The 21,288-nt window shown below is 47.6% G+C and carries 26 protein-coding genes; all 26 read right to left on the reverse strand.

Going from position 1 to position 21,288, the window contains the following annotated elements:
* Positions 1 to 255 precede the first annotated feature (255 nt).
* The 26 genes from I8J30_RS10030 to I8J30_RS10155 all read right to left on the reverse strand — a co-directional run bounded on the left by I8J30_RS10030 (position 256) and on the right by I8J30_RS10155 (position 21,113).
* Complete coding sequence (locus tag I8J30_RS10030) at positions 256 to 639, reverse strand: VOC family protein (RefSeq protein ID WP_210657817.1); 384 nt, start codon at positions 637 to 639, stop codon at positions 256 to 258.
* Positions 640 to 708: 69 nt separating this feature from the next.
* The gene (locus tag I8J30_RS10035; RefSeq protein WP_210657819.1) at positions 709 to 987 is read right to left on the reverse strand and encodes an ArsR/SmtB family transcription factor; all 279 of its coding nucleotides are present in this window, start codon (positions 985 to 987) and stop codon (positions 709 to 711) included.
* A gap of 141 nt (positions 988 to 1,128) precedes the next feature.
* Entirely contained in the window at positions 1,129 to 1,422 is a 294-nt protein-coding gene (locus tag I8J30_RS10040) for a DUF3817 domain-containing protein (RefSeq protein WP_210657821.1), read from the reverse strand.
* A gap of 111 nt (positions 1,423 to 1,533) precedes the next feature.
* Complete coding sequence (locus I8J30_RS10045; protein WP_210657823.1) at positions 1,534 to 1,899, reverse strand: iron chaperone; 366 nt, start codon at positions 1,897 to 1,899, stop codon at positions 1,534 to 1,536.
* Positions 1,900 to 2,033: 134 nt separating this feature from the next.
* Positions 2,034 to 2,816, reverse strand: a complete 783-nt coding sequence (locus tag I8J30_RS10050) for a class I SAM-dependent methyltransferase (RefSeq protein ID WP_240548035.1) — start codon at positions 2,814 to 2,816, stop codon at positions 2,034 to 2,036.
* 200 nt (positions 2,817 to 3,016) lie between these two features.
* Positions 3,017 to 3,835 carry a carbohydrate ABC transporter permease gene (locus I8J30_RS10055; protein WP_210657825.1) on the reverse strand — a complete coding sequence of 273 codons (819 nt, stop codon included), beginning with the start codon at positions 3,833 to 3,835 and terminating at the stop codon, positions 3,017 to 3,019.
* Between the two features lie 15 nt (positions 3,836 to 3,850).
* Entirely contained in the window at positions 3,851 to 4,735 is an 885-nt protein-coding gene (locus tag I8J30_RS10060; RefSeq protein ID WP_210657827.1) for a carbohydrate ABC transporter permease, read from the reverse strand.
* A 112-nt stretch (positions 4,736 to 4,847) separates the two neighbouring features.
* Positions 4,848 to 6,188, reverse strand: a complete 1,341-nt coding sequence (locus I8J30_RS10065) for an ABC transporter substrate-binding protein (RefSeq protein WP_210657829.1) — start codon at positions 6,186 to 6,188, stop codon at positions 4,848 to 4,850.
* A gap of 93 nt (positions 6,189 to 6,281) precedes the next feature.
* Complete coding sequence (locus tag I8J30_RS10070) at positions 6,282 to 7,052, reverse strand: response regulator transcription factor (protein WP_210657831.1); 771 nt, start codon at positions 7,050 to 7,052, stop codon at positions 6,282 to 6,284.
* Complete coding sequence (locus tag I8J30_RS10075; protein WP_210657833.1) at positions 7,024 to 8,841, reverse strand: cache domain-containing sensor histidine kinase; 1,818 nt, start codon at positions 8,839 to 8,841, stop codon at positions 7,024 to 7,026. Before I8J30_RS10075 ends, I8J30_RS10070 begins: the two co-directional genes overlap by 29 nt.
* A 196-nt stretch (positions 8,842 to 9,037) precedes the next feature.
* Positions 9,038 to 10,138 (reverse strand): phosphotransferase enzyme family protein, encoded by a 1,101-nt coding sequence (locus I8J30_RS10080; RefSeq protein WP_240548013.1) that lies wholly within the window; start codon positions 10,136 to 10,138, stop codon positions 9,038 to 9,040.
* Positions 10,139 to 10,312: 174 nt separating this feature from the next.
* A complete protein-coding gene (locus tag I8J30_RS10085; RefSeq protein WP_210657835.1) occupies positions 10,313 to 11,308 on the reverse strand; it encodes a mannonate dehydratase in 996 nt (331 codons plus the stop codon).
* Between the two features lie 179 nt (positions 11,309 to 11,487).
* Entirely contained in the window at positions 11,488 to 11,946 is a 459-nt protein-coding gene (locus I8J30_RS10090) for a carboxymuconolactone decarboxylase family protein (RefSeq protein WP_210657837.1), read from the reverse strand.
* A gap of 72 nt (positions 11,947 to 12,018) precedes the next feature.
* The gene (locus I8J30_RS10095; RefSeq protein WP_210657839.1) at positions 12,019 to 13,197 is read right to left on the reverse strand and encodes an NAD(P)/FAD-dependent oxidoreductase; all 1,179 of its coding nucleotides are present in this window, start codon (positions 13,195 to 13,197) and stop codon (positions 12,019 to 12,021) included.
* A 19-nt stretch (positions 13,198 to 13,216) separates the two neighbouring features.
* Positions 13,217 to 13,639, reverse strand: a complete 423-nt coding sequence (locus I8J30_RS10100; protein ID WP_210657841.1) for a DUF1641 domain-containing protein — start codon at positions 13,637 to 13,639, stop codon at positions 13,217 to 13,219.
* 236 nt (positions 13,640 to 13,875) lie between these two features.
* Positions 13,876 to 14,355 (reverse strand): carboxymuconolactone decarboxylase family protein, encoded by a 480-nt coding sequence (locus tag I8J30_RS10105; protein WP_210657843.1) that lies wholly within the window; start codon positions 14,353 to 14,355, stop codon positions 13,876 to 13,878.
* Positions 14,356 to 14,603: 248 nt separating this feature from the next.
* Positions 14,604 to 15,047 (reverse strand): cell wall hydrolase, encoded by a 444-nt coding sequence (locus I8J30_RS10110; protein ID WP_091216570.1) that lies wholly within the window; start codon positions 15,045 to 15,047, stop codon positions 14,604 to 14,606.
* Positions 15,048 to 15,156: 109 nt separating this feature from the next.
* Positions 15,157 to 15,471: a hypothetical protein gene (locus tag I8J30_RS10115; RefSeq protein ID WP_091216568.1), complete on the reverse strand. Its 315-nt coding sequence runs from the start codon at positions 15,469 to 15,471 to the stop codon at positions 15,157 to 15,159.
* Positions 15,468 to 15,833, reverse strand: coding sequence for a DUF6864 domain-containing function (locus I8J30_RS10120; RefSeq protein ID WP_210657845.1), 366 nt, complete (start codon positions 15,831 to 15,833; stop codon positions 15,468 to 15,470). Before I8J30_RS10120 ends, I8J30_RS10115 begins: the two co-directional genes overlap by 4 nt.
* A 377-nt stretch (positions 15,834 to 16,210) precedes the next feature.
* Positions 16,211 to 17,056 carry a GNAT family N-acetyltransferase gene (locus I8J30_RS33960; RefSeq protein ID WP_210657847.1) on the reverse strand — a complete coding sequence of 282 codons (846 nt, stop codon included), beginning with the start codon at positions 17,054 to 17,056 and terminating at the stop codon, positions 16,211 to 16,213.
* A gap of 185 nt (positions 17,057 to 17,241) precedes the next feature.
* Positions 17,242 to 17,880, reverse strand: a complete 639-nt coding sequence (locus I8J30_RS10130; protein WP_210657849.1) for an HD domain-containing protein — start codon at positions 17,878 to 17,880, stop codon at positions 17,242 to 17,244.
* Between the two features lie 7 nt (positions 17,881 to 17,887).
* Complete coding sequence (locus I8J30_RS10135) at positions 17,888 to 18,406, reverse strand: VanZ family protein (RefSeq protein WP_210657851.1); 519 nt, start codon at positions 18,404 to 18,406, stop codon at positions 17,888 to 17,890.
* An 85-nt stretch (positions 18,407 to 18,491) separates the two neighbouring features.
* On the reverse strand, positions 18,492 to 19,061 hold the full coding sequence (locus I8J30_RS10140) for an SF0329 family protein (protein ID WP_210657853.1): 570 nt from the start codon (positions 19,059 to 19,061) through the stop codon (positions 18,492 to 18,494).
* A 38-nt stretch (positions 19,062 to 19,099) separates the two neighbouring features.
* Positions 19,100 to 19,846: a type I methionyl aminopeptidase gene (map, locus tag I8J30_RS10145; RefSeq protein WP_210657854.1), complete on the reverse strand. Its 747-nt coding sequence runs from the start codon at positions 19,844 to 19,846 to the stop codon at positions 19,100 to 19,102.
* A gap of 120 nt (positions 19,847 to 19,966) precedes the next feature.
* Positions 19,967 to 20,548 carry a YjgB family protein gene (locus I8J30_RS10150; RefSeq protein ID WP_210657856.1) on the reverse strand — a complete coding sequence of 194 codons (582 nt, stop codon included), beginning with the start codon at positions 20,546 to 20,548 and terminating at the stop codon, positions 19,967 to 19,969.
* A gap of 118 nt (positions 20,549 to 20,666) precedes the next feature.
* Positions 20,667 to 21,113: a hypothetical protein gene (locus I8J30_RS10155; RefSeq protein WP_210657858.1), complete on the reverse strand. Its 447-nt coding sequence runs from the start codon at positions 21,111 to 21,113 to the stop codon at positions 20,667 to 20,669.
* Positions 21,114 to 21,288: the final 175 nt, after the last annotated feature.

Here is a 21,288-nt window from a genome sequence, read left to right on the forward strand (position 1 = left end):
GGCTGGCTCGGATTCCATTCCCAGCACCATGCAGAGATTGGTAACCAAACTCTTAGTTAAGAGCGCAACCGCGATCAGCATGATTGGACGTATAATATTGAACCTGTTCAAATGTGTCACCCTTTCTTATGAGTCTGTTAATTGATGCTTACCAATGAGTCATTACTTTTACGGAAAATAGGGGCTATGGTTTCGTTTCCATTGTACATAACAAAACTGCCGATCGTGTGCCGGCAGCTTTGTTACGTTGGCCAGTTACTTATGAATCATTTGAATTAAGTTGCCACATGTATCATCAAAGACAGCTATTGTGAACTCGCCCATTTTGGTCGGCTTCATTGTAAAATGGACGCCGATTTCCAATAATCGATTGTACTCTTTATGTATATCTGCAACTCCAAACATTGTGGCTGGGATGCCGTCAGTAAATATTTTCTTTTGATACTCTTTGGCGGCAGGATGATCGTTCGGTTCGAGAATAAGCTCGGTTCCTTCTTGCTCATCGGATGAAACAAGGGCGATCCACCTAAACTTCCCCATGGGAATGTCATGCTTCTTTACAAAGCCCAGCATTTCTGTATAAAACGCCAGTGCCTTATCTTGATCTTGAACGAAAAGACTGGTAACTATGATTTTCATCGCTTTTTCTGCCTCCAATGATATTGCAATGTCGGTGTTCCGTAACAAGCTAGCAGTCTTGGATAAGAATTACTCTATCCACCCTTTGAGCAGGTCTTTTAATGGTTCGTTATTAAAAACTACAATTCGGAATTTTCCTTTTTTTTCTGATTGGATCAACCCGGCGTCTTCCAGTACAGATAGATGTTTAGCGATCGCCTGTCTCGTAATGGCAAGATTGTGCTTCGTAATGAGTCGGACCGTAAGTTCATATAACGTTTGCTCGTTGCGTTCCGATAGTTCGTCTAACATAAGCCGCCTAGTCGAGTCGCCAAGTGCTTTGAATATAGTGTCTCTGTCCCATTTCATATATCGATTATAAGCAACCCTGAGGTTGCTTGTCAATCACGGTCGACGTAAGCATTGTACTATTATGCCCGATACCATAACAAAAAAAAGAACCGCCACTTTCAGCAGTTCCCTCTCATTTAGCATCCCTAGTTAGTAGACTTATTTTTTTCGCAGCAATTGGCGGTCCAGCAAGAAATTCCCGAGCGGAAGAAAGGCAGCTCCCAACGCGAAAAGCACTTTGCCTATAGACCAACGATGAGCGAACGTCACATGTGCAACCGCCAGCAGATAGAGCACGAAGAACAAGCCATGTAACGAGCCGACCACCATCACTGCTTCCGGCAGATCAGCGGCGTACTTCAGCGGCATTGCAATGCACAGCAAGATAATGTAAGAAAGCCCCTCCAAGAGGGTAATAATTCGCAATCGGCCCATTGTTGTAGTGAACTGCATGAACTTCGACCTCCTAGTTCGACCCGATCTGGGACGAGATTGTCTATATACAGTATACAATGTTGTCCATGTCCTGCCCAATGAACATATTGTTACACGCCAATACTCTTATTAATTGTCTTTACTTCGCTGGTTCTCACTAACCCGAAACTTTACCATTTTCTTAATTAAATCGAAGGGTATCGGCTTATTAATAGGAAATTGAACAGAACCCTTCGCTGTTTTATAAGGTGAAAGTTCCTCTTGAAACCTTTCTATCCCGCTAGGCGTAGGATAGAATCCGATGTGTTTTTCGAAAGCCGCGAAATGCACCAAATTGCCGTTCAACGCGAATGTCGGCATTTGATAACTGATCTTTTCAGTCGCTTCCGGTGCGCAATCGTGAATTAGTTCTCTAAGCTTATTTAGGATTTCTTTGGTCTCACCGGTAAACTGCGCAATATAATCGTCAATGGTGTTTATTCCACGTTTCTCCATTCGACTTCCTCCTAAACGTATAAAATAGATATCTCGTTGTCCTTCGAATTACACGAAACCTTTGCGCCAAGTTGTGGAAACGGCGTACCCGTTTGAAATGCTTCAAATGAATACGTCCTCCTACGCAAATATTCTTAAAGTTTTCTTGCTTTGACGACAAACGTTAAGGGAAGCATTTTTGCTTTTTGGACAACATCACTGTCCTGAGATTGGATAATCGCATCGTCGGATTCCTCGATCATCTGCTCAATTACAAATCCCGCTTTGGCCAGCGCATTGACATAAGTTGATAGTTTACGATCCGATAGGGTGAGCTCCGCTTCATCAAGAGATACCGAATACCAGGATTCATCGAAATAACACTTTTTAAAAACCAGCAAATCGCCCTCTCCAACAACGCATTTGTGTATGGGATGAGACCAGCTGAATATAAAAACGCCGTCTTTTTTCAAGTAAGAAGCGATTCGGCGGAAGGTCCCCTCAAGGTCAGTTGTCCAGCCTATGGCATAAATCGAATAGACAAAGTCAAAATAATCCTCCGGTATGCCACATGCTTCTTCCATTGGAGAACAGATCAATTTAGCTGAATAACCGCACGACTTCAAGTGTTGTGCCGCTTTTTTGATTTGGTTCTCTGAAATATCCATGCCCCACAGTTCAGATGCGTTGCGGTCCCCCTGATACTGCAACGATTGACCGTTTCCGCAACCGATTTCCAACACCCTTTTTCCCGAAACATCGCCAAAAAGCTGGCATTTTTCTTCTGAGATATACGAACCATACAAAGGAAGCACGATTGCTCCCAAAAAGCCATTTCCTTGCGTATCCCAATAGCTGCTGTTTGTTTGATAAACAGTATTCTTGTCCATGCCGTCCGTGGCAGCACAACCAAACTCGCCGGCACCTATAATATTCATTCTAGTAAAGGACTGTTTTTCCACATCGCTGCCTCCCAATATTAAGTTTCCAACATACTGCGCTTGGTGCCCCATAATTGCGAAAACGACAACCGTTATACTGGCTGCCGTTTCATTGGTAATATTCGATAGCATGAAATAAAATTCCTTCCGGTACTTGGAAAAACTCAGGGTCTACTTCTTGTGAGATCGCGTGATTGTTACCCTTTGACAGCCGAGCTGGAAATCCCTTGGATAATATATTTTTGGCCGACGAGGAAAATGAGGATCATCGGGACGATCGCTGCCGCCGAAGCTGCCATCATGCCGTTGTAGTCGACGTTGTTCTCCAGAATAAAATTTTGCAGACCGAGCGGAATCGTGTATAGCTTCGGGCTTTGGAGAAACACGAGCGCATTCTCGTAGTCGTTCCATTGCCAAGAAAAATCGATAATCGCGAATGTCGCTATCGCGGGTTTCGCCAGCGGCAGGATCAATTGGAGGAAAATCCGGAAATGGCCGGCGCCATCCAAGAAAGCCGATTCCGTGATTTCTTTCGGAATCCCCATGAAAAACTGCCTGAGCATGAAGACGCCGAAAATCGAAAACATGGCAGGCAAAATGAGCGCCCAATGCGTGTTGTAGATATGCAGCCAGTTAAACAAAATAAACTTCGGCACGAATACGACCTGCGGCGGAATCATCATCATCGACAAGTAGATCAGAAACAGCGTATCTCTTCCTTTAAACTCGGTGCGGGCGAAGCCGTAAGCAGCCAGCGCAGACATGAATACCGCGCCTGCAGTGCCAATGACCGCGATTTTGATCGAGTTCATGTAGTAAGGAGCGAAATTGTAATTACCCGTCCAAATCCGTTTGTGGCTGCTCCAATCGAGCTTGGAGGGAAGCCACTTCGTAAACACCTCGCTCGGGGTTTGAAATGACGTACTGATCATCCATAGGAAAGGAAGAATCATGAACGCGCCGGCGATCAGCATGACGACGGTCGTCGGCAGTTTAGTTCTCATCGTGGTTACCATGGCGGCATGCTCCTTTCAGTAATGAACCCAGCGCTTTTGGCCGATCCACTGCATAATTGTAATGACCAGAATGACGGCGAACAAGAACCAAGAAATCGCCGAAGCGTAACCCATTTCGTAGTAGCTGAACGCCGTTTTGTATACGTACAGCGATAGAATCGTCGTGCTCCCGCTCGGACCGCCTCCCGTGATCGCTTGAATCAAAGAGAAGGATTTGATCGTCATGATGAGACCGGTGATCAGCAGAAGGAACGTTGTCGGACTCACGAGCGGCCAGACGATCTTCCACGTGATCATTCCTTTACCTGCCCCATCGATTCGTGCCGCTTCGAGCTGCTCGGTCGAAATTTCTTGCAATGCGGCCAAATAGATGATCATGTTGTAGCCGAGCATGAACCAGATTTGCACAATGTCGATCGCATACATCGCGGTGTCGGAATCGGCAAACCAGCTGGGAGGCGATGCTATACCGATCCAACGGAGCGCTTCGTTAATCGGCCCATGCGAAGGCTGGAAGAGCAGCATCCAGACGAAGGCGACCGCGACGCCGCTCGAAATGTACGGCAAGAAGAACATCCCTCGGATTAATCCTTTCAGGTATACGCTGCGGTTCAACATGAGCGCTACGACGAAAGCGATCAATAGCGAGACGGGGACCGAGAGCAGGAAGATGCCCGTATGCTTGACTGCTTTATAGAATTGATCGTCCCCGAACATCCGCTTCAAGTTGTCGAGTCCGGTGAAATGCCACTTCGGGTTGGAAAATTGATAATCTGTAAATACAAGGCCCAATGAGAACAGTGCCGGCAAAATGAAGAAAGCGACAATGCCCAGCATGTTCGGAAAGATGAATGCGTAACCGACCCATCCTTGTTTTTGAATCCAACTGCTCCTTTTCATGGGAACGCCTCCTTCCGCAAATCTCTTTTTGAAAGCAGCAAAGAGAAGAAGGAAGCGCACGTCCTTCTTCTCTTTGAAGGGTAAAGCTATTCATTCGTCTTCGGAAATCGAATTATTTGATGAATTCTTGGTGGCGTTTGGCCATGTTGGCCAGCGTCGTATCGAGATCCTGCTCGTTCAGGAAGTACTTCTCGTATTCTTCCTTGCGGGCATCGAGCGCTTGCTGCATCACGTTCAGTTGGAACGAAGGGAATTGCCCGAATACGATTTTGTTCATCGATTCCGTATCGTACTTGTCTTCTACTCCTTGCAGCAGCAGATCCATCGCTTGTTTGTTCTCCACGCTCTTCGAGGACGGAATGCGTCCGCCGCTCGCCATCGGCAGCATGCCGCCGTCGGCGTACCATTTCGCGAACTTCCACGCCGCTTCCTGGTGTTTGGATTTCGCGTTGACGGACAGAACGTCGCCAAGGCCGCCGGCGTATTTGAAGTCGGGTTGATCCTTCGTGACTTGCGGTATGGTGGCAAAAGCAATTTGGAAGTCATGCGGGTAATCCTTCAAATTGTTCGCGTTGCGGAAAATGAATTCGCCTGCGCTCAGCATGGCAGCCTCGCCTTTGAGGAACATCGTGTCGACAGGCATCTTGCTCGTGATTTGCTCGCCGTACTCCGGAGTCGACTTGTCGACGAACATCATATCATGAAGCGTTTGGAACTGCTGCTTCCACAAGTCGTTATTGAAATTGGACGTGCCGTCCGCTTTCGTAACGCCAAGTCCGGCAATTGTACCGTCAATCGTAGCCGTGAACGATGCATCGTGCTGGAGTAAACCGTAAACGCCGTCTTTCGTTAGTTTCTTTGCGTAATCCCGCAGATCGTCCCATGTCCAATCCGTGGGAGGAAGCGGCAAGCCCGCATCGTCGAGCATCTTTTTGTTCATCCAGATGAACGCCATATTTTTCTTCGTCGGAATGCCGTAATATTTATCGCTGATTTTCCATTGCGCTGCGTCCGGACCCATTTGGCCGTCAATGTCGTAGTCTGATTTCGTACTCAAGTCGAGCGCGACACCGGCGTCGACGCGTTTTTGCAGCCGATTAATCGTGTAGTTGATATATAGATCGGAATCCTGTCCGGTCATAAGTGCCGTATCAAGCTTCAGATTGCCGGGATCGTCGTTGACGTAGCGTACATATTCGACTTGAATGTCCGGATTGCTCTTGTTCCAATCGTCGATGACTGCCTGCGGGCCTGCTTCAGCCGGAACAGCTCCCCACAGGGTAAGCTTCACTTGCTCCGCAGATTCGCTCGAACCTGCGGCGTTTTCTCCGCTCGGAGAAGCATCGCCGCTGCTGTTGTTTGCAGTACCGCCATTGGAACCGCAAGCGGATAGCACAGTCGCAGCGATCAGTACGCTTGCCGTTGCCGTAAACAACTTTTTCTTTTTCTTCATTCTGTTTCCCCCTCGGAAGGTTGAGATGATGTGCTCTACGTCTATAACTTTATCACCCTAATGATTGTTGGGGGATGAACGGCGTTTGGACATTTATAGAACAGTTTTTGGTTGTTTACGGAATTCGGTAGGGGTCATATCGTCGCACCATCGTTTAAAAATCTTAATGAAGTAGTTGTCATTCTCGAAGCCGACCTGCCGGCCGATGTCGCTGATCGTCCGGTCCGTTTCGGTCAGCAGCATCTTCGCGGATTGGACGCGCCGATATTGAATGTAATGCGTCAGTGTTTTTCCCGTCTTTTTCTTGAACAGGTCGCTCACATAGCTCGCCTCCATTCGAATCAAATTCGATAATCCTTTAAGCGTGATCTCCTCCGAATAATGCTCTTCGATGTAAGCGATCAGCTTGTTCATCTCCGGGTGATCGGTCGGCTCTTCGGACGATTTATTCGGGAACCACTTGTCGGCCTTCCGGAGCTTCTCCATCCGTTCGAGCTCGACGGCGACTTTGCCCATTGCTTGTTTAATGCCTTGAATGTCGAGCGACAGCTTCAAGAGATACCCCGATGCTCCGTATTCGACCGCCTGGCGGGCATACTCGAACTCGCTGATCGCCGTTAGCATGACGAAGCGGCATTCAAACCCTTCCTCCCGTGATGCCTGCAGCATTTTAACGCCATCCATAAGAGGCATATCAATATCGGAAACGACGACGTCCGGATGCAGTTCGCGGATTAAACGCAGTCCCTCCGCCCCGTTTGCGGCTTCCCCGACGATTTCAAACGGAATGCCGGCTTTGCCGAACAGCTTCCTGATGCTCGTCCGAGCAGGTAGTTCATCCTCTACGATCAACGTTCTCCACATCGGTGCCCCCCTCCTTCTCGTATGGTTTCGAAAGCAATAACGGCAAATGCATCATGACCCGCGTTCCGGCTTCGGATGACTCGATCGCAAGTCCCGTGCTTTGATTCTTGAACATGAGCTCCAAGCTTTCGCGTATATTTTGAAGGCCAATGCTTTTTCTTTTGCGGGATACTTCTTTTTTCTTCGTTTGCTCGACGCCGACACCGTTATCTTCCACTTCCAATATCAGTTGACCGTTTCGCTTGGCAGCTCGGATTTCGATTTCTCCAGCCGCCAGCGTCCGGCCGAACCCATGCAGCAACGCGTTTTCCACGAGCGGTTGCAAACAAAATTTCGGAATGAGCGCGTACCGCAAGTCATCTTCCATTTCGTACCTTAGCGAGATACCGTGTCCGAACCGCCGGCGCTGTATGTCCATATACGATTCGATGAGCACAAGCTCGTCCTTAAGCAGAATTAAATCGACATCGGTATCCAACGTCGTTTCCAATATTTTACCGAGCGCCACGCAAATTTCGAAAATTTCGTCCTCGTCTTTGTCAAGAGCAATGCTTTTAATCGTATTCAGCGTGTTGAGCAGAAAATGGGGGTTCATCTGCGCGAGCAGCACTTGGAAACGGACGAGCTGCTTCTGCCTCTCCTCGAGGCGCAACTTTTCCATAAGCCCGTTCAAATCGTCGATCATTGCGTTGAAGCTGAGCGCCAGGGACAACACTTCGCCTCGTCCTTCTTCGGGAAGTTTCTCCTTCAGATTCCGTTTTACGGATAGATCCATTTTCTGTTGAACGAGTTTCAGCCTTCTGGTAATCTTCGAGGAAATGAAATACGTAAGCGCTACGAACAACAGCAAAATGGCGCTATACGCTGCGAAAAATAATGCTCTCTGCTTGTCCACTTCCTTAAACAACAGCGCTAGCGGTACTTTTTTGACCAAGTATCCGTCTAATTCTTGAATCCGGTCAAAGGTATAAAGCGATTTTCCCTTCTTGTCGACGATAGAGTAAGATTTCCCCCTTTCGTCCCGGGATGCCGTTATGCTCTGCACGATTTCACTAGGCACCCCTTCATCGCCATCCGAATGAAGAATCGTGCTTCCGTCCGAATCAAGCAGGTAGTAAGTTCCCTGCTGCCGGTTATTCTCCATCGTCCGTTCGAACCACTCTTGGTAATCGATGCTCAACCTCGCATAAGCGAATGGACGAAGTCCTTCGTCGCGGAGCACCTCGTAAAGACTGAGCATCTCGCGCCCCTGCTCGACTTCGCGTACGGCGACGTCTTGATCATTCGGGTTCCAGGTATATCGTTCCCCGCCCTCTTGTCTAAGCGCTCGCACCCAAGGCTCAACCATTAACTCGCCATAGTTCAATGCGTTCTTCGGGGTATAGGATGTGTAAGCATTGCCATGCATGTCAATGACCGTGTAATACACCGTTGCTCCGGTCAGAAAAAACGTATTCTCTATCGCGCCGAACTTATTTTCTACGGTTCTTTTGCGTTCGATCGGATCTTGGAGCTTCGGATTTCGCATCAATTGGCGAATCGTCGAATCCTGCTCCAGCAGCAACCCCGTCTTCATGACAAGGCTCATAAGATCGACAAGACTTGTCTTGAGCCCTTGAAGCTGCTCGATGTTTTTCGCTGAAGCATCCCGTTGAAGCAGCCGCTCCGTCTCTTTAAAGTTGTACAAAGCCAGGGTCGCGATCGGCGTTAACAGAAAAAGCAAGAAAGAGAGCAGAATACGGTTTTTTAACGTTTCAGGTGTCACTGCGCGAATCAATCTTCTCAGCATGGTGTTGTCCTTCCTACTTCAGCCTTCTGTTACGTGTTGCTGGCAAATGCGTTATTGATTACATATTAAAACAGGGAGTCGAGCTTGCAAAGCGCTACTTACGATCCATTTCGTTTCTTTCCGCAATAAAGCAATCAACCTTAGTCCGGCGAACCGCCGAGCTAAGGTTGCTTGTCATTGCACTCAACTATAAAGACTATAAAGTCCGTTTCTCATACTCAAATGGTTCTTCGCAGGAGTAGATGGCATGGAAGAATCCCATATACGGGATATCGTCTTCGAGGCATTTTATCCGATAAGACAACTCCTCATCACACTCCGGCTCTTCGCCGTTGTTCCGCATGACCTCGAATGCATCGATAATACTTTCCATGAGGTTCACTTGGATAAATAAAGGCAGTTGTTCAAGCATTGCATCTTCGATTCCGGTCTCTGATCGGTAACCCGCGAGTGCGGTATCCATGTAATCATCCATGAACTTGATGCGTTTACCGACGTCAGGTTCAAATTGGATCCAGCCCATGCCGTTTGTCCAGAGACTGGCTAAGTCAAACATATACCAGCAGTAACAAGCATTATCGAAATCATAAACGGTGATTTTCCCGTTATCAAAATCGATCGCATAATTCCCATCATTGTAATCAAAATGGACCATACCGAAAGTCTCGCGGTTCTTGTCCAATCCTTCCAAGATGCTAAGAAGATCTAACAGCTTCTCCTTCAGCAGAGGTAACGAAGCGGGTACGCGTTTTTCGATATATTCAGCATTGTATTTGTCATTGAAACGATACCGGCGCCGGACAGGAGTATATCCTTTGGATAACTGGTGCAGCTTCCCGAGGACTTTACCGCAGTTATAATAATATTCGGTAACAGGAGCTCCTTCCCGGTACCGATACTGATTTTCCGCAAGCATTTTGCCTGCGGCCTTTTTGAACAGGCAGATAAAAAAGGGTTGATTATGATGAATGATCTCTTCCAGTAGATTCCCGTTCAGGGAGTCGACTATATCTGAAACATTTCCGCCATGCGCGAATAAATACCTGACGTACTCAAGTTCACTTAGAAAATCTTCCCGGTTTCTGTCATTTAAGAAGGCGATTCTAATTACTTTTGCATCGCTGCCGTCTCTCTCACAGGTATAAACGACATTACGCCCTCCGTGATGGGCATGAACCGGTTTGATGTCATAGCCTTCTAAGCCGTACAACTCTGTTACTGTTGATAGTAAATAGTCATTACTGATTCTAACAACCTCGTTATAATTTATATAATCTCCTCCTGTTATTCGTTGCAATCTGCTAATCCTAAATAATGTCTACTACTTGTTTCGACTGTCAGCCCCGTTGACTCCCTCAATAAAGGATTAAATCATGTATGCGGTTTCATCAATGATGCCAATGGATATCACCTCGGGTCCGATAACGCCAACTGCGGCTGCTTGCTCGATACACCATTTTTTTTTTGCCCTTTATTCCAGAAGCTCCAACGCATTCAACAAACCTTGCATATAGCCCACGGCATGCGCACGCGCGCGATGGCCCCATGCAGAATCATTAATGACATTGGGTACGTGATCGTCCATTAAGAAACCTGTAAATCCCGATCGTTTGAGCTCCCGCAACACTTCTGCCGGATGATAGTTTCCTTCTCCCAAGAAGCACTCCTGGAACTTCGGCATCGTGCCCTGTACATCGCGAAAATGCACATAACAAATTTTATTGCTCGGCCCGAAATGCTGAATCATTTCCATGACATTAGCAGCTCCGTAGACCATCTCCGAACAGCAGCCAAGGCACAAATTCAATCCCCATGCATCGCTATTCGCCAAAGCCTCCGCTTTCTTGAAGTTCTCCACTTTATAAAAGATTCTGGCCGTTCCGTCAAGCATGGCAACCGGCGGGTCGTCAGGATGCAGCGCAAGCCGAACTCCTGCTTGTTCAGCTACAGGAATCACGGCTTTTAGGAAATATTCATAATGATCCCACATGACTGCTTCGTCAGGTATTCTCACTTCTCGGTTTGCAGCATACTTAACCTGGTTGATGCCATTGGCCGCAACGGCAAGATCGAATGCCGTACACAATGCTCCGCCCCGGCCCGGCTCAGAAGATGTCCGCCAAACAAAGTTAGGCATGAAGTGGTGGCCGAGGATTGGAATCCCAACCTTCCCCATGTGACGGATGATCGTGCAATAATTCTCGATCTGCTCGTCCCTGCCGGGCAAACCGAGCATAATTTTGTCGTAGAAGCGAATGGGGACATTTTCAATGGATTCCAAGAACAATCCGTTGTCTTCGCAAGTTTTCTTTAAAGCATATAAATCCTCGTAGGCCCAACAGGATTCTCCGGGTAGATTCGGGGTGTTAAGCTGCATACTCGTTACACCTAATTGCTTGGCAAAAGTCATTGTTTCAGGAGTCAGCTCTTGCATTTGACCTAAGGCAATCCGCATGTTTTGCTTCACACTTACTCACCGTCCAAGTCCAAATTTCAGCTCATATTAGTACAGTGTACGAGCAGCAGCGAGAGTTCATGTCTATCAAGCAGAACTCTTCCATCTCGCCTACTCCGGAGGTGTAACCGGTTGGCTGTAACACCATAATAAGACAACTTACTTTTCTTGGATAGGCGGAAAGTTAAATGTTACTTTGAAACCCGAGTCGAGCGTCCCGTTTCAGTCTTAAAGGCAACGTTAATCCGGTCCCATCCATTGACTGACACGATCAAGAAACTGAGGTCCGAGATTTCTTGTTCAGAAAATTGCTCTCGAACACGATCGTATACTTCGGTAGGAACGCCATCTGCAGGTAGATTAGTCAGAATTTCGGTCCATATCAGAGCGGCACATTCCCGTGGAGTAAATAAAGCCGATTCCCGCCATGTTGAAACGTGATTCATGCGAAGCTCGCTCTCACCATGCATCTTAGCTTGAGTGATGTGCAATCCCAGGCAAAACTCGCATCCGTTTAATTGCGAAGTCCTTATCGAAACGAGATCGATTAATTTCGCATCCATTGTGCTTTCACCCAAGGCATGGGTGAATGCCAAGAACTTTTTGAAGAGGTTGGGTGATCGCTGAGCGAAATTCACACGTTGTGACATAGCTGCTGTGCCTCTCTTTACGGAAGTTTTTTGATCAGAAGATGGGTTGAGTCGAACATCCCATAACCAAGCTTAGTAAGCCAGTAAGGATAATCCTTTAATATGCGTCAAGTAGCGTACATCGCTCGCTTTTTTCATCAAGGTTGCCGGCAACCCTTTTAATTCGATGCCGCTTTCGCCAATAATACCAATGCCGTCCTTGCGTCCTAAGCTGGCGAGAGAACCGGAATTGATCGGCTCGAACGCCGCCATTTTGGTGCCTTTAAAATAGGCATGCAGGTTCTCTCCGACATGCTCGCCCATTTGCCATGCCAACTGCGCGGTCGGCGGATACGGTTGACCGTCCGGCCCGAAAACGACAGCGCAGTCTCCGGCAAGGAATACATCCGAATGCGAGACGGATTGCAAGAATTCGTTGACCGTCGCACGGCCGCAATTGACCTCAATTCCGCAGTTCGCTACGAGCGAATTGCCTTGCACGCCGCCTGTCCATATGAAGGTACCCGTTTCAATCGCCCTGCCGTCACTCAGGCTGACCGTCGATCCATTCACTTCCGTAATCGTAAGTCCCGTCATAAATTGAACGCCGCGAGCTTCGAGGCTCGTTACCGCGCGCTCGATCAGATCCGCCGAGAAGGCGGAGAGAACGGTTGATCTCGCTTCCACCAGGTACATGGACACTTCGGTAAAGTCGACGCCATGCGTGCGGCAGATGCCCGGGAGTTCGTCTGCCAACTCGCCAACGAGTTCGACGCCTGTCAAGCCGCCGCCGCCGATGACGAAAGTCGCGTCCGCTTTGTTCTTCGACTTCGCATACGCAGCGATTTGTTCATGAACGTGAGCGAAAATCCGCTTCGCGTCGTCGACCGATTTCAGCGTAAAGCTGTTTTCCTGCAATCCCCGGATACCGAAGTAGTTCGTTTCACTGCCGAGCGCAAGCACAAGCGCGTCGTAAGCGATTGAAGTCCCATTGTTCAGAATAACTTTGCGGGCTTCCGGATCAATCGTGGACACGGTGCCGATCCTGAGGTCGATATTTTTGCCTTTGAATAAGTTTGCGAGCGGCAAAGCTACGGCTTTCTCCGCGATGTTGCCTGCCGCCAGACGATGAAGTTCCGTAATAATTTGATGCGTTTCGTACCGATTAATAACCGTAATCGCCGCTTCCTCCACCGAGAATTGCTCGCGAGCGGAAAGCGCGCTGAGAAGTCCGCCGTAACCTGCACCCAAAATTACGATTTGCTTGCTCATGTTCCCATCTCCCTATTTATTATTTTCTTCTTTCTCCGAGAACATCCAAGTACGCTTTACTGAAGCGCAGCACCCGTTGAAGCTCAGGATCTTTGAACATTCTTAGCATACCGAACAAGCCGATCTTGGACGTGTCTTGCTCCATGCGATTGCCGGCCTCGATGGCGGCCGACGCGAAATGCTTTGCTTTTTGTTCAATAGGCTTCACGACTTCCTTGACTGCTCCTACCGTATCCTGAATCAGCACGCGGTCTCCCGCTACTTTCGTAGCCAAATCATATGTTTTCGTCAGCAACGTCATCATCTCGACGAGCTTCGGCAAGTTTTGAACCAGAATCTCCAAAGCCTCTTCGATTTCCGGCTTCAACAATTGATCCAGTACGTCAGGCTGCTCGGCATGCAAATCGGATTCGTTTTGTTTAGGAATGGCTGTTTCCAACATGTCAATTCTCCTCCTTTTGTTTCCAATTACGTGAAAATCTTCACAATGTAACGCACGGAATGAACAGCAAGGAAACAAGTCCGCAATGTCCCCTATGAAAACATGCCTTGTTGTCCCCTCCATGTTTCTATAAATAAGACGATTGAGGACGGCAATGTGTGACATGTTTCTAGATAGACTGAAAGAACCCTATATATAGGGTTCTTTGTTTGATAACTAGCTTCGCATCGAACGGGTTAGCTTAATCCTGCTTTCGTCAGTCCGTATGCTTCGTCAGCTGAACCCGGTACACTCTTGAAGCCGATGCTTATGCGATTCCAAGCATTTATGGCCGTGATCGAGAAGGTCAGATCCGATAGTTCTTTGTCCGATAAATGTTCACGAACCTGGTTATATATCTCGTCACTTACGCCATGTTCAGGCAGCTTCGTCAGAACCTCGGTCCATTCCAACGCTGCGCGCTCTCGCGGACTAAACAGCGTCGATTCCCGCCAAATGGGAAGGTGATAGAGACGAAGCTCTCTTTCGCCATGAATCTTGGCCTCCTTGGAATGCATGTCCACGCAGAATCCGCAGCCATTCATTTGCGAAGCTCGGAGGTGAACCAGATCGAGAATGCTCTTCTCAATCGCACTATCCTTCTCAGCGCCGCTAAGCGCTATAAGCCTTTTGAAAAACTCCGGCGATTGCTGCATATAATTCACCCTTTGTGTCATACCAGTAAACCTCTTTTCAAATGGTAATGAACGTTGTCAGAACGAACTTTGTAAATCGTTCGAAAGCCGTCCCTCTCCTGCTTTATAATTCGCAACTCCCATCGGTTTAATTCTCAACCTTGATCAAGATTGGGACAAGTCGAAGCGGGATTGGCAGGATGAAGTGAAATTCCAGTGATTGGCTTTAATGAGCGATTTCGCAAAAAAAGAAAAGCCCGTTCCCGGACTTTTCTTTCTTGACCTGACAATTAAAACGTATTGTATATGTTCTCACATTCTTGCCCTGTCGGTTCATAAAAGCAATGCTTCTTCCATCGTCCTGCGAACGGCTGGTTATACCAAGTTGGCGGACATGGTCCCGGATTGTCGAACGATCCCGGACGGAAATACCAGAGTGAGAATTTACCCGGCCAGTTCCGCTCCCCGTTCACTGCCCGTTGCGCCAGGCGACGTTCCCTCTCTCTTGCACCTTGATAATACAAACCATGCTGCAGCGCTTCGAACGCATGCGGCTGGTTGATCATTTGCGGGATCGTCCGGAGGTCTTTAAAATCGGAGCAATTCGCTCTTATTCGGTTAATGCCAACATTTCCAACAAGGAGCATGCCCATCTCGCCTTCGGTTTCAGCTTCAGCTCGAAGCAACCTTGCCAGCATATCAATATCCTGTTTTCTGGCCTTTACGACTGCCATTGGCTCACCTCTTTAGATTTCTAGACTCATCATATTGTGAGAGGAGCGGATATGTTACTCAGGCAGCATAATCTTCTGTATTCTGGAGGAAAGGACAAGTGAGAACGAACTAACCTCCGCTGTCCTTGGATTTCGATCCGATCAAATAACCGATGATTGTCGATTCTACCGGAAGCACCACAAGCGTCCACATTTCCTTCAAACCAAAATCAGGTGACCGATATTGATCGGGGATCAGCGTATAAACCAGCGCGATGAGAAGAACGCCAAGCGTAATCGTGCCCACGATATACAGGCGGACGTTCTCGCCTGAGCCGAAGAATTTGCCGAGGAAACCGAGCTCCGCTTTGCGCTTATCATTCTCGGCGTTTGCCGCGATGATCTTGCCGGCTACGCGCGGATCCTGTATTTCGATTTTGTTCATGTCGGCACGACCCCCTCGCCCGAGAAGAATGTGAAGGCCAGTGACCAGGACGTCGCATCGTAATTAATGGTCACTTCGTAACTTAGCGAAAGTTTGCGGTTATTTAAGACGCCAAGTTGAATCATATCTTGATTGCCGGTCGGCTTGCCCCGCGGAAAATTGACGCAAGCGATGCGTACTTCATTGTATCGGACCAGCCGGATATCCGTCATGAAGTCGTCTCGTTCCGATTCCTGTTCAATACAGAACACGAACGTCAGCGGATCGTTCTCTTCCGACAACACGATTTCAATCGGATTCATACCGTAGGCGAGTACGCGACCGTGATAAACGGCTTCGAAGCCGCCGGACGTTATTTTCATCGTTATCCCTCCGCAGCGAATGTCATCGAACAAGCTCACTATTACAGTGTACGAGCATGCGTGGGCGTTCATGTCTTTCAGGATTAGGCATCTTTGTGTCCGAGGCCAATTGCATGAGAGCAAGATCTCCTTATAGCAGAGCACGCTCATTTAAAAATCGATTGCCCCTCATGATTTTTCTTACTCTCTTCATCGTATCCGCGTGTTTGGGCATGCCAACGACTCGGTCTAGCAGCAGCCACCTTAGACAGGCAAGTGCTTCAAAGATCTCCAACTCCTCCGTTGCTACGGGTATTTCCTCTTGATAGCTGTACAGAAATGTTAAGCTCTTACTATCACTCAAATAGATACGCACCAGCAGACAAGCCCATGACAGATCATATCTGGAATCGCCCAGTTGTCCATTCGTCCAATGGACTTACCTTCGTTACCGCCGTGCCGTGATAGCGGGTCAGCAGCACCCCATCCCCGGTTGCGGTTCGCCCATGGCCGATAGGTTCAGATACGCGGATTCCCTGAGGATGGAGAGCCTCCAGCAGGCGATATTGGCGCAAGACATCGGGTTTCGGGCGTTTGTTCCACACCTTAAGCACAAAATGCTTGTCGCCATGCGTGATCTTAACCACATCCGCCTCGAGTCCCGGCGTAAGTGTGCTAATCGTCAGATCAGCCTCTGCAGCAAGTATAGCTTTCAATATTGGGGCGGAGTCTTGCCACTCTATACCCGCCAGTATGTCATGGCCATTCACGGGATTTCCCCTCACAGTCCCTATCATTCGGATTACTTTCCCGTCTTGTTCGAAACCTATTTCCTGCATTCCGTTTTTATGGTAGAAACGTAATGCGGTTGGATTCGAAGAGGAAACCAGAAGCTGATATTCCTTGACTCCATTGTTCTCAAAGAACTTAAGCGCATATTGGTGGAGTTCCTTGCCTAATCCTATCCCACGTTTTTCAGGAACCAAGTAATATAGATGGACATAACCGATTTTGCTATCATGGACTTCTTTGATCGTAAGCTCAAGCTGGCCGATCGGTATTTCATTTTCCATAGCTACTACCAATCCGTCTGGAAATTGCTTTGATTTTTCGCTTACCCAATCGATATATTCCTCTTCATTCCCGAAGTCCTGATCTGAACCGAAACTGACAATGAAGGAATCTCTGCGAAATGGAATCATAAACGTTCTATGTTGGATTACATCGATCGGTTCAAAACGCAACAAAATTCCCCCTAATATAGCGAGCGATACAACCACCGAGTATATTCGTGGAATGATAACGCAATCCTGCCCATTCATGAAAAAACGGCAGCCATATCGTGAAGTGACCCCATTTGTTAGTCGTGTCTAACAAATGGGGTCACTTCAATCGCTGGCCGCCGTTTATATCTTAATGTTTTCGCTTTCTACTCATCCCATCTGGAATGAAGAACACTATGGCAGAAATTAGGTCGCTTGTATCCCGGAAGAAGCAGCTCGCAGACATCCGCGTTAATGTTGCCGTATGTCGTTTCCGGCTTGTGTTTGAAGCCCTCCAGAAAGGCATGCAAGATCTTGTGCTTGAAATTGTTACGAGGAAATGCCTCGACGACTTGCTGCCGCGCTTCCGTTGAAATCAGATCGAAGTTTTTCCCTACCACATCATAGCCGACGCCGAAATTCATAAGGGCCACTTCTGCTTCCTTATATTCCACGATTCCTATCGTAGTATGAAGGGCAACGGCATCCCACACCAGCCGAATGTCATCTTCCGGAACGCCGCGACTTTGGAGAAAATCGCGGGCAGCATTAGCCCCATCGACTTCAAATCGTTTGTCATCGCTTCGAAATTTGGGAGTGAGGCCAATATCATGAAAAAGGGAACTGATATATAGCAATTCAGGATCGTATTTAATCTGCTTCCGGTTCCCGTTCATAGCCGCAAACAGAAATACCCGGTTCGAATGATTCCACAACAGATCGTCACCATGCTCGCGCAATAATTCGGCTGCTTCAACGGCTAGTTTACTATCTGGAATCTTAATATCTGCAATCAAATTCGACATCGGCATTCTACTCCTTTATTTCAATATCTCGTCGTATCGATATCGTTCCCATTAAGCGTATGAACAACACCAAGGCCGTGTATCCGATCAAGCCGCCGCTTGCATTCAGAATGAGGTCGTCGACATCAAATCGTCCGATGGCGAACAAGATCTGCGCAGTTTCCAGACATAAGCTTAATCCGAATGATCGGAAGAAAGCACCGATAACAGATCCGCCTTTGTTAGGGGACATCAAACCGATGAACATGCCAAATGGAATGAAGATCGCGATATTCCCATACAAGTTGATCAGATTATGACTCGATTGGACATGAATCGCCGTGGTTATTTCTTTAAAGGGAATCAAATTCCCGCTTTGCAAACGACTGCTTATATAAGCCGGGCTTGCTAAACTCTCCTTCAGTTGAAGCCAAAGCCATGCGAAGTCAATTGGGCCGAACTTAAACAATATAATTTTGATCAAAGCATACATATATAATACAAACAGCCCGTGGATGAATACATGATTCCTTATGTTTTTTTCCATGCCCAACCTCCTTATCATGCACTAATGATAAGGAAAACTTATTAAATAGGAGCTGGGGGAATAATAAAATTATTCTTAAACCGCTCTACACCGTACTTAGCCGAAGTTCATAAAAATACTGCACGCATGGATGCTTTAATTTGATCTTCTCGCTCAAGTTTAGAATGCGCTTCCTTCCGACTCGCCTGTCCATCAAAGCCAGTATATTCAATAAGATATCAGGACTCTCTAAGCTTTCCTCTATAGGTCGGGCCAGAAACTTATTGGCTTCAACAGTAAAGTTCGATTTACTTAATGCTGCTTGTGCGGACAGAAGCTCTTTTGCAAGTTCCGCTATTTTTCTGCCTCTTGCAATAACTTGTAGACGCTCCTCCGGAACCAGCCCCTTGGTCTCTGTTCGGATAGCCTCAATTACTTCATGATGGATCGGAATTTGAATAGCTGCGTCATTCTTGATTTCCTGCTCGGACTGGTACCATCTGATTGATGTCGTTCCATCATTCATGTTGAGTACGTTCTTTTTATCTACCGCAATATAACAATGACCTGCTTTATCAGGTGAATACCGGTAGCTGGTAGCGCGGTATTCGACCCTACCCATTAACGCAGGACTAAGAAAACTCTCCAGTTGTTGCTTCAGTTTGCTCCAGGACATATAATCCTCCGATTGTTCTAAATGACAGCAGTCCAGGACTACGCGACAGTCACGATGATGGGCTGATTCTTTGTAATGATGACCGTATGCTCATGTTGTGCCGTAAAACTATTGTCAGGTACACATAATGTCCACCCATCCTGCTGTTCGACGGCATAGTCGGCACCGGTTGATAAAAAAGGCTCAATTGTAATAACCATTCCCTCTTTCAAAACACGTTTATCATGTTTGTTATAAAAGGGAAGAATTTCTGTCGGGGCTTCATGCAGCGATTTACCAACGCCGTGACTGCACAGATTTTTAATAATCGTGTAGCCGCCTAATGCAGCTTCGCCTTCCATGATCCGACCGATTTCGTTCAGTCTTACGCCATGCTTAAGGGAAGAGATCACCTTCATCATCGTATCGTGCGTGTATTGGCAGAGATGTGTTAAAGCCGGGTTGCAAGTCGGCATTGGAAAAGAGTGCCCTGCATCCGCATAATACCCTCCTAGTTCAGCTGAAACATCGATGTTGATTAAATCGCCGGGTTGAATCTTTCGATTTCCCGGAATTCCATGGGCAACCTCGCGGTTAATGCTAATACAAGTGTTCCCGGGAAAGTTATACACCGACTTTGGCGCAGCCATAGCGCCATGCCTCTTCAAAATCCTTCCTCCAAATTCATCCAGTTCTTTCGTCGTCATGCCAACGCGTGCGTGATGTTTCATTTCATTGATCGTCAAGGCAACGATTTTGCCGATTTCCTTCAGACCATCGATATCGTTTTGAGATCCTATCGTCATATCATGACCTCCGGTTTATAGATGTCTCCATTTTACCACATGGGAGAAGTAATCCGTTATTCCGACCATTGTCAATGAAAAAAAGCCGCATCACGTGGAGGCGGCTAATCGTGAATCCCATTAACGTTTCAGCAGGTTAATATGATCGAGATTCGTACTGGAATTGAAGATAAACGCCAGTTTGTATGCACCGCGGATGTAAGTGATCTTCTGTTGAACCAATGAACCGTTGCGAATCTTGACGGATCCGGAAGGAGCTCCCCACGCTCCGATGAGCATGCGTTTCGTAATGCCGCCGATATTCGTCTCCCGTTCGATATTGGTCCCGAAGTAGCGGATTTCCCGAATCTTGTTCAGCTTATATGCGACGGCATATCCGGGGTGCCCCATCTCGGCGTGGTACAAGTCGAACCCGTCCGCGTCCGTTCGCTGCTTGTCTGGTTGGCCGATGAGTCCAAGAACGTTCTTCCGGGTGCTTACCCCGATTTTCAACCTGTTCACCGAGCCGGGAAACCTGCCGTTCAGCGCAGGCTTATAGAAGCTGTTAAGTACCTTCTTCGCCATTGCCGCGTCAGAAGAGCTTACTTGGCGCGCCGGCTTCGATGCTTCATTGGCATGGGCCGGAGCGGCATACGTTAGCCCGGTTATAAGTAACAAGCTGGAGAGTAATACGGCTAGGGCGTTTCGTAATATTCGGTACATGATTTGAGTCAGCAACCTCCTGCGTACGTGGTTGAGCCGAAATTGCAGCCCATCTCCGATAATTTACCCCTGCGCCCAACTGATTATTACTCCCCATTTTCCAAGTTAGCCTTAACCGTTAAAACATTTTCAGAATCGGCATAATGGATTTGATCATCCCGTAACCCATTTTCATCACGGGAAAGGTTTTACCCATATTTCCCATTAATCCCATGATACTTTCAAAGTTCCCAAAGCTTCCGGCTAATCCGTTGCCTAGACTACCTCCGCCTAAGCCTCCGGCACCGGAAAAGATGCCGCCTATACCTCCGCCAAACATAGAACTGCCCCCAACCATCGAGCCCAGCAAGCCGGGTATAAAACCGGATACCGCAGCTTTACCTCCGCGTTTAGTCGAGACCATCTTAGTTGTGTACGGACTCCGCTGGCCGGATACAATCAGTTGCCCGCTCTTTGCTTCAGTAACAAAGCCCCAATAAGTGCTCCCGTCCTTTAGTTCGATATAAACCGGTTGGCCTATCCATTGCTTTGCGCTGTTCTTGGTCATCTTTGATTTTACAGCCATCAATCATCACCTCTTTTCTGCAGGTAATACAATCTATTCACACGCTAACAAGCCGTCTGTACTCGCGTGCCCTATTTCGATACGGACTGGTTTGAATTGGGTTGAAAAAACAATCATTTCATCGTTTTTATGTTATTTCCAGAAATATAGCATTGAGATCATGGCGAAAGTTTCT

The organism is Paenibacillus lignilyticus (assembly GCF_017942085.1).
In the GTDB taxonomy this organism is placed as follows: Bacteria; Bacillota; Bacilli; order Paenibacillales; family Paenibacillaceae; genus Paenibacillus_Z; species Paenibacillus_Z lignilyticus.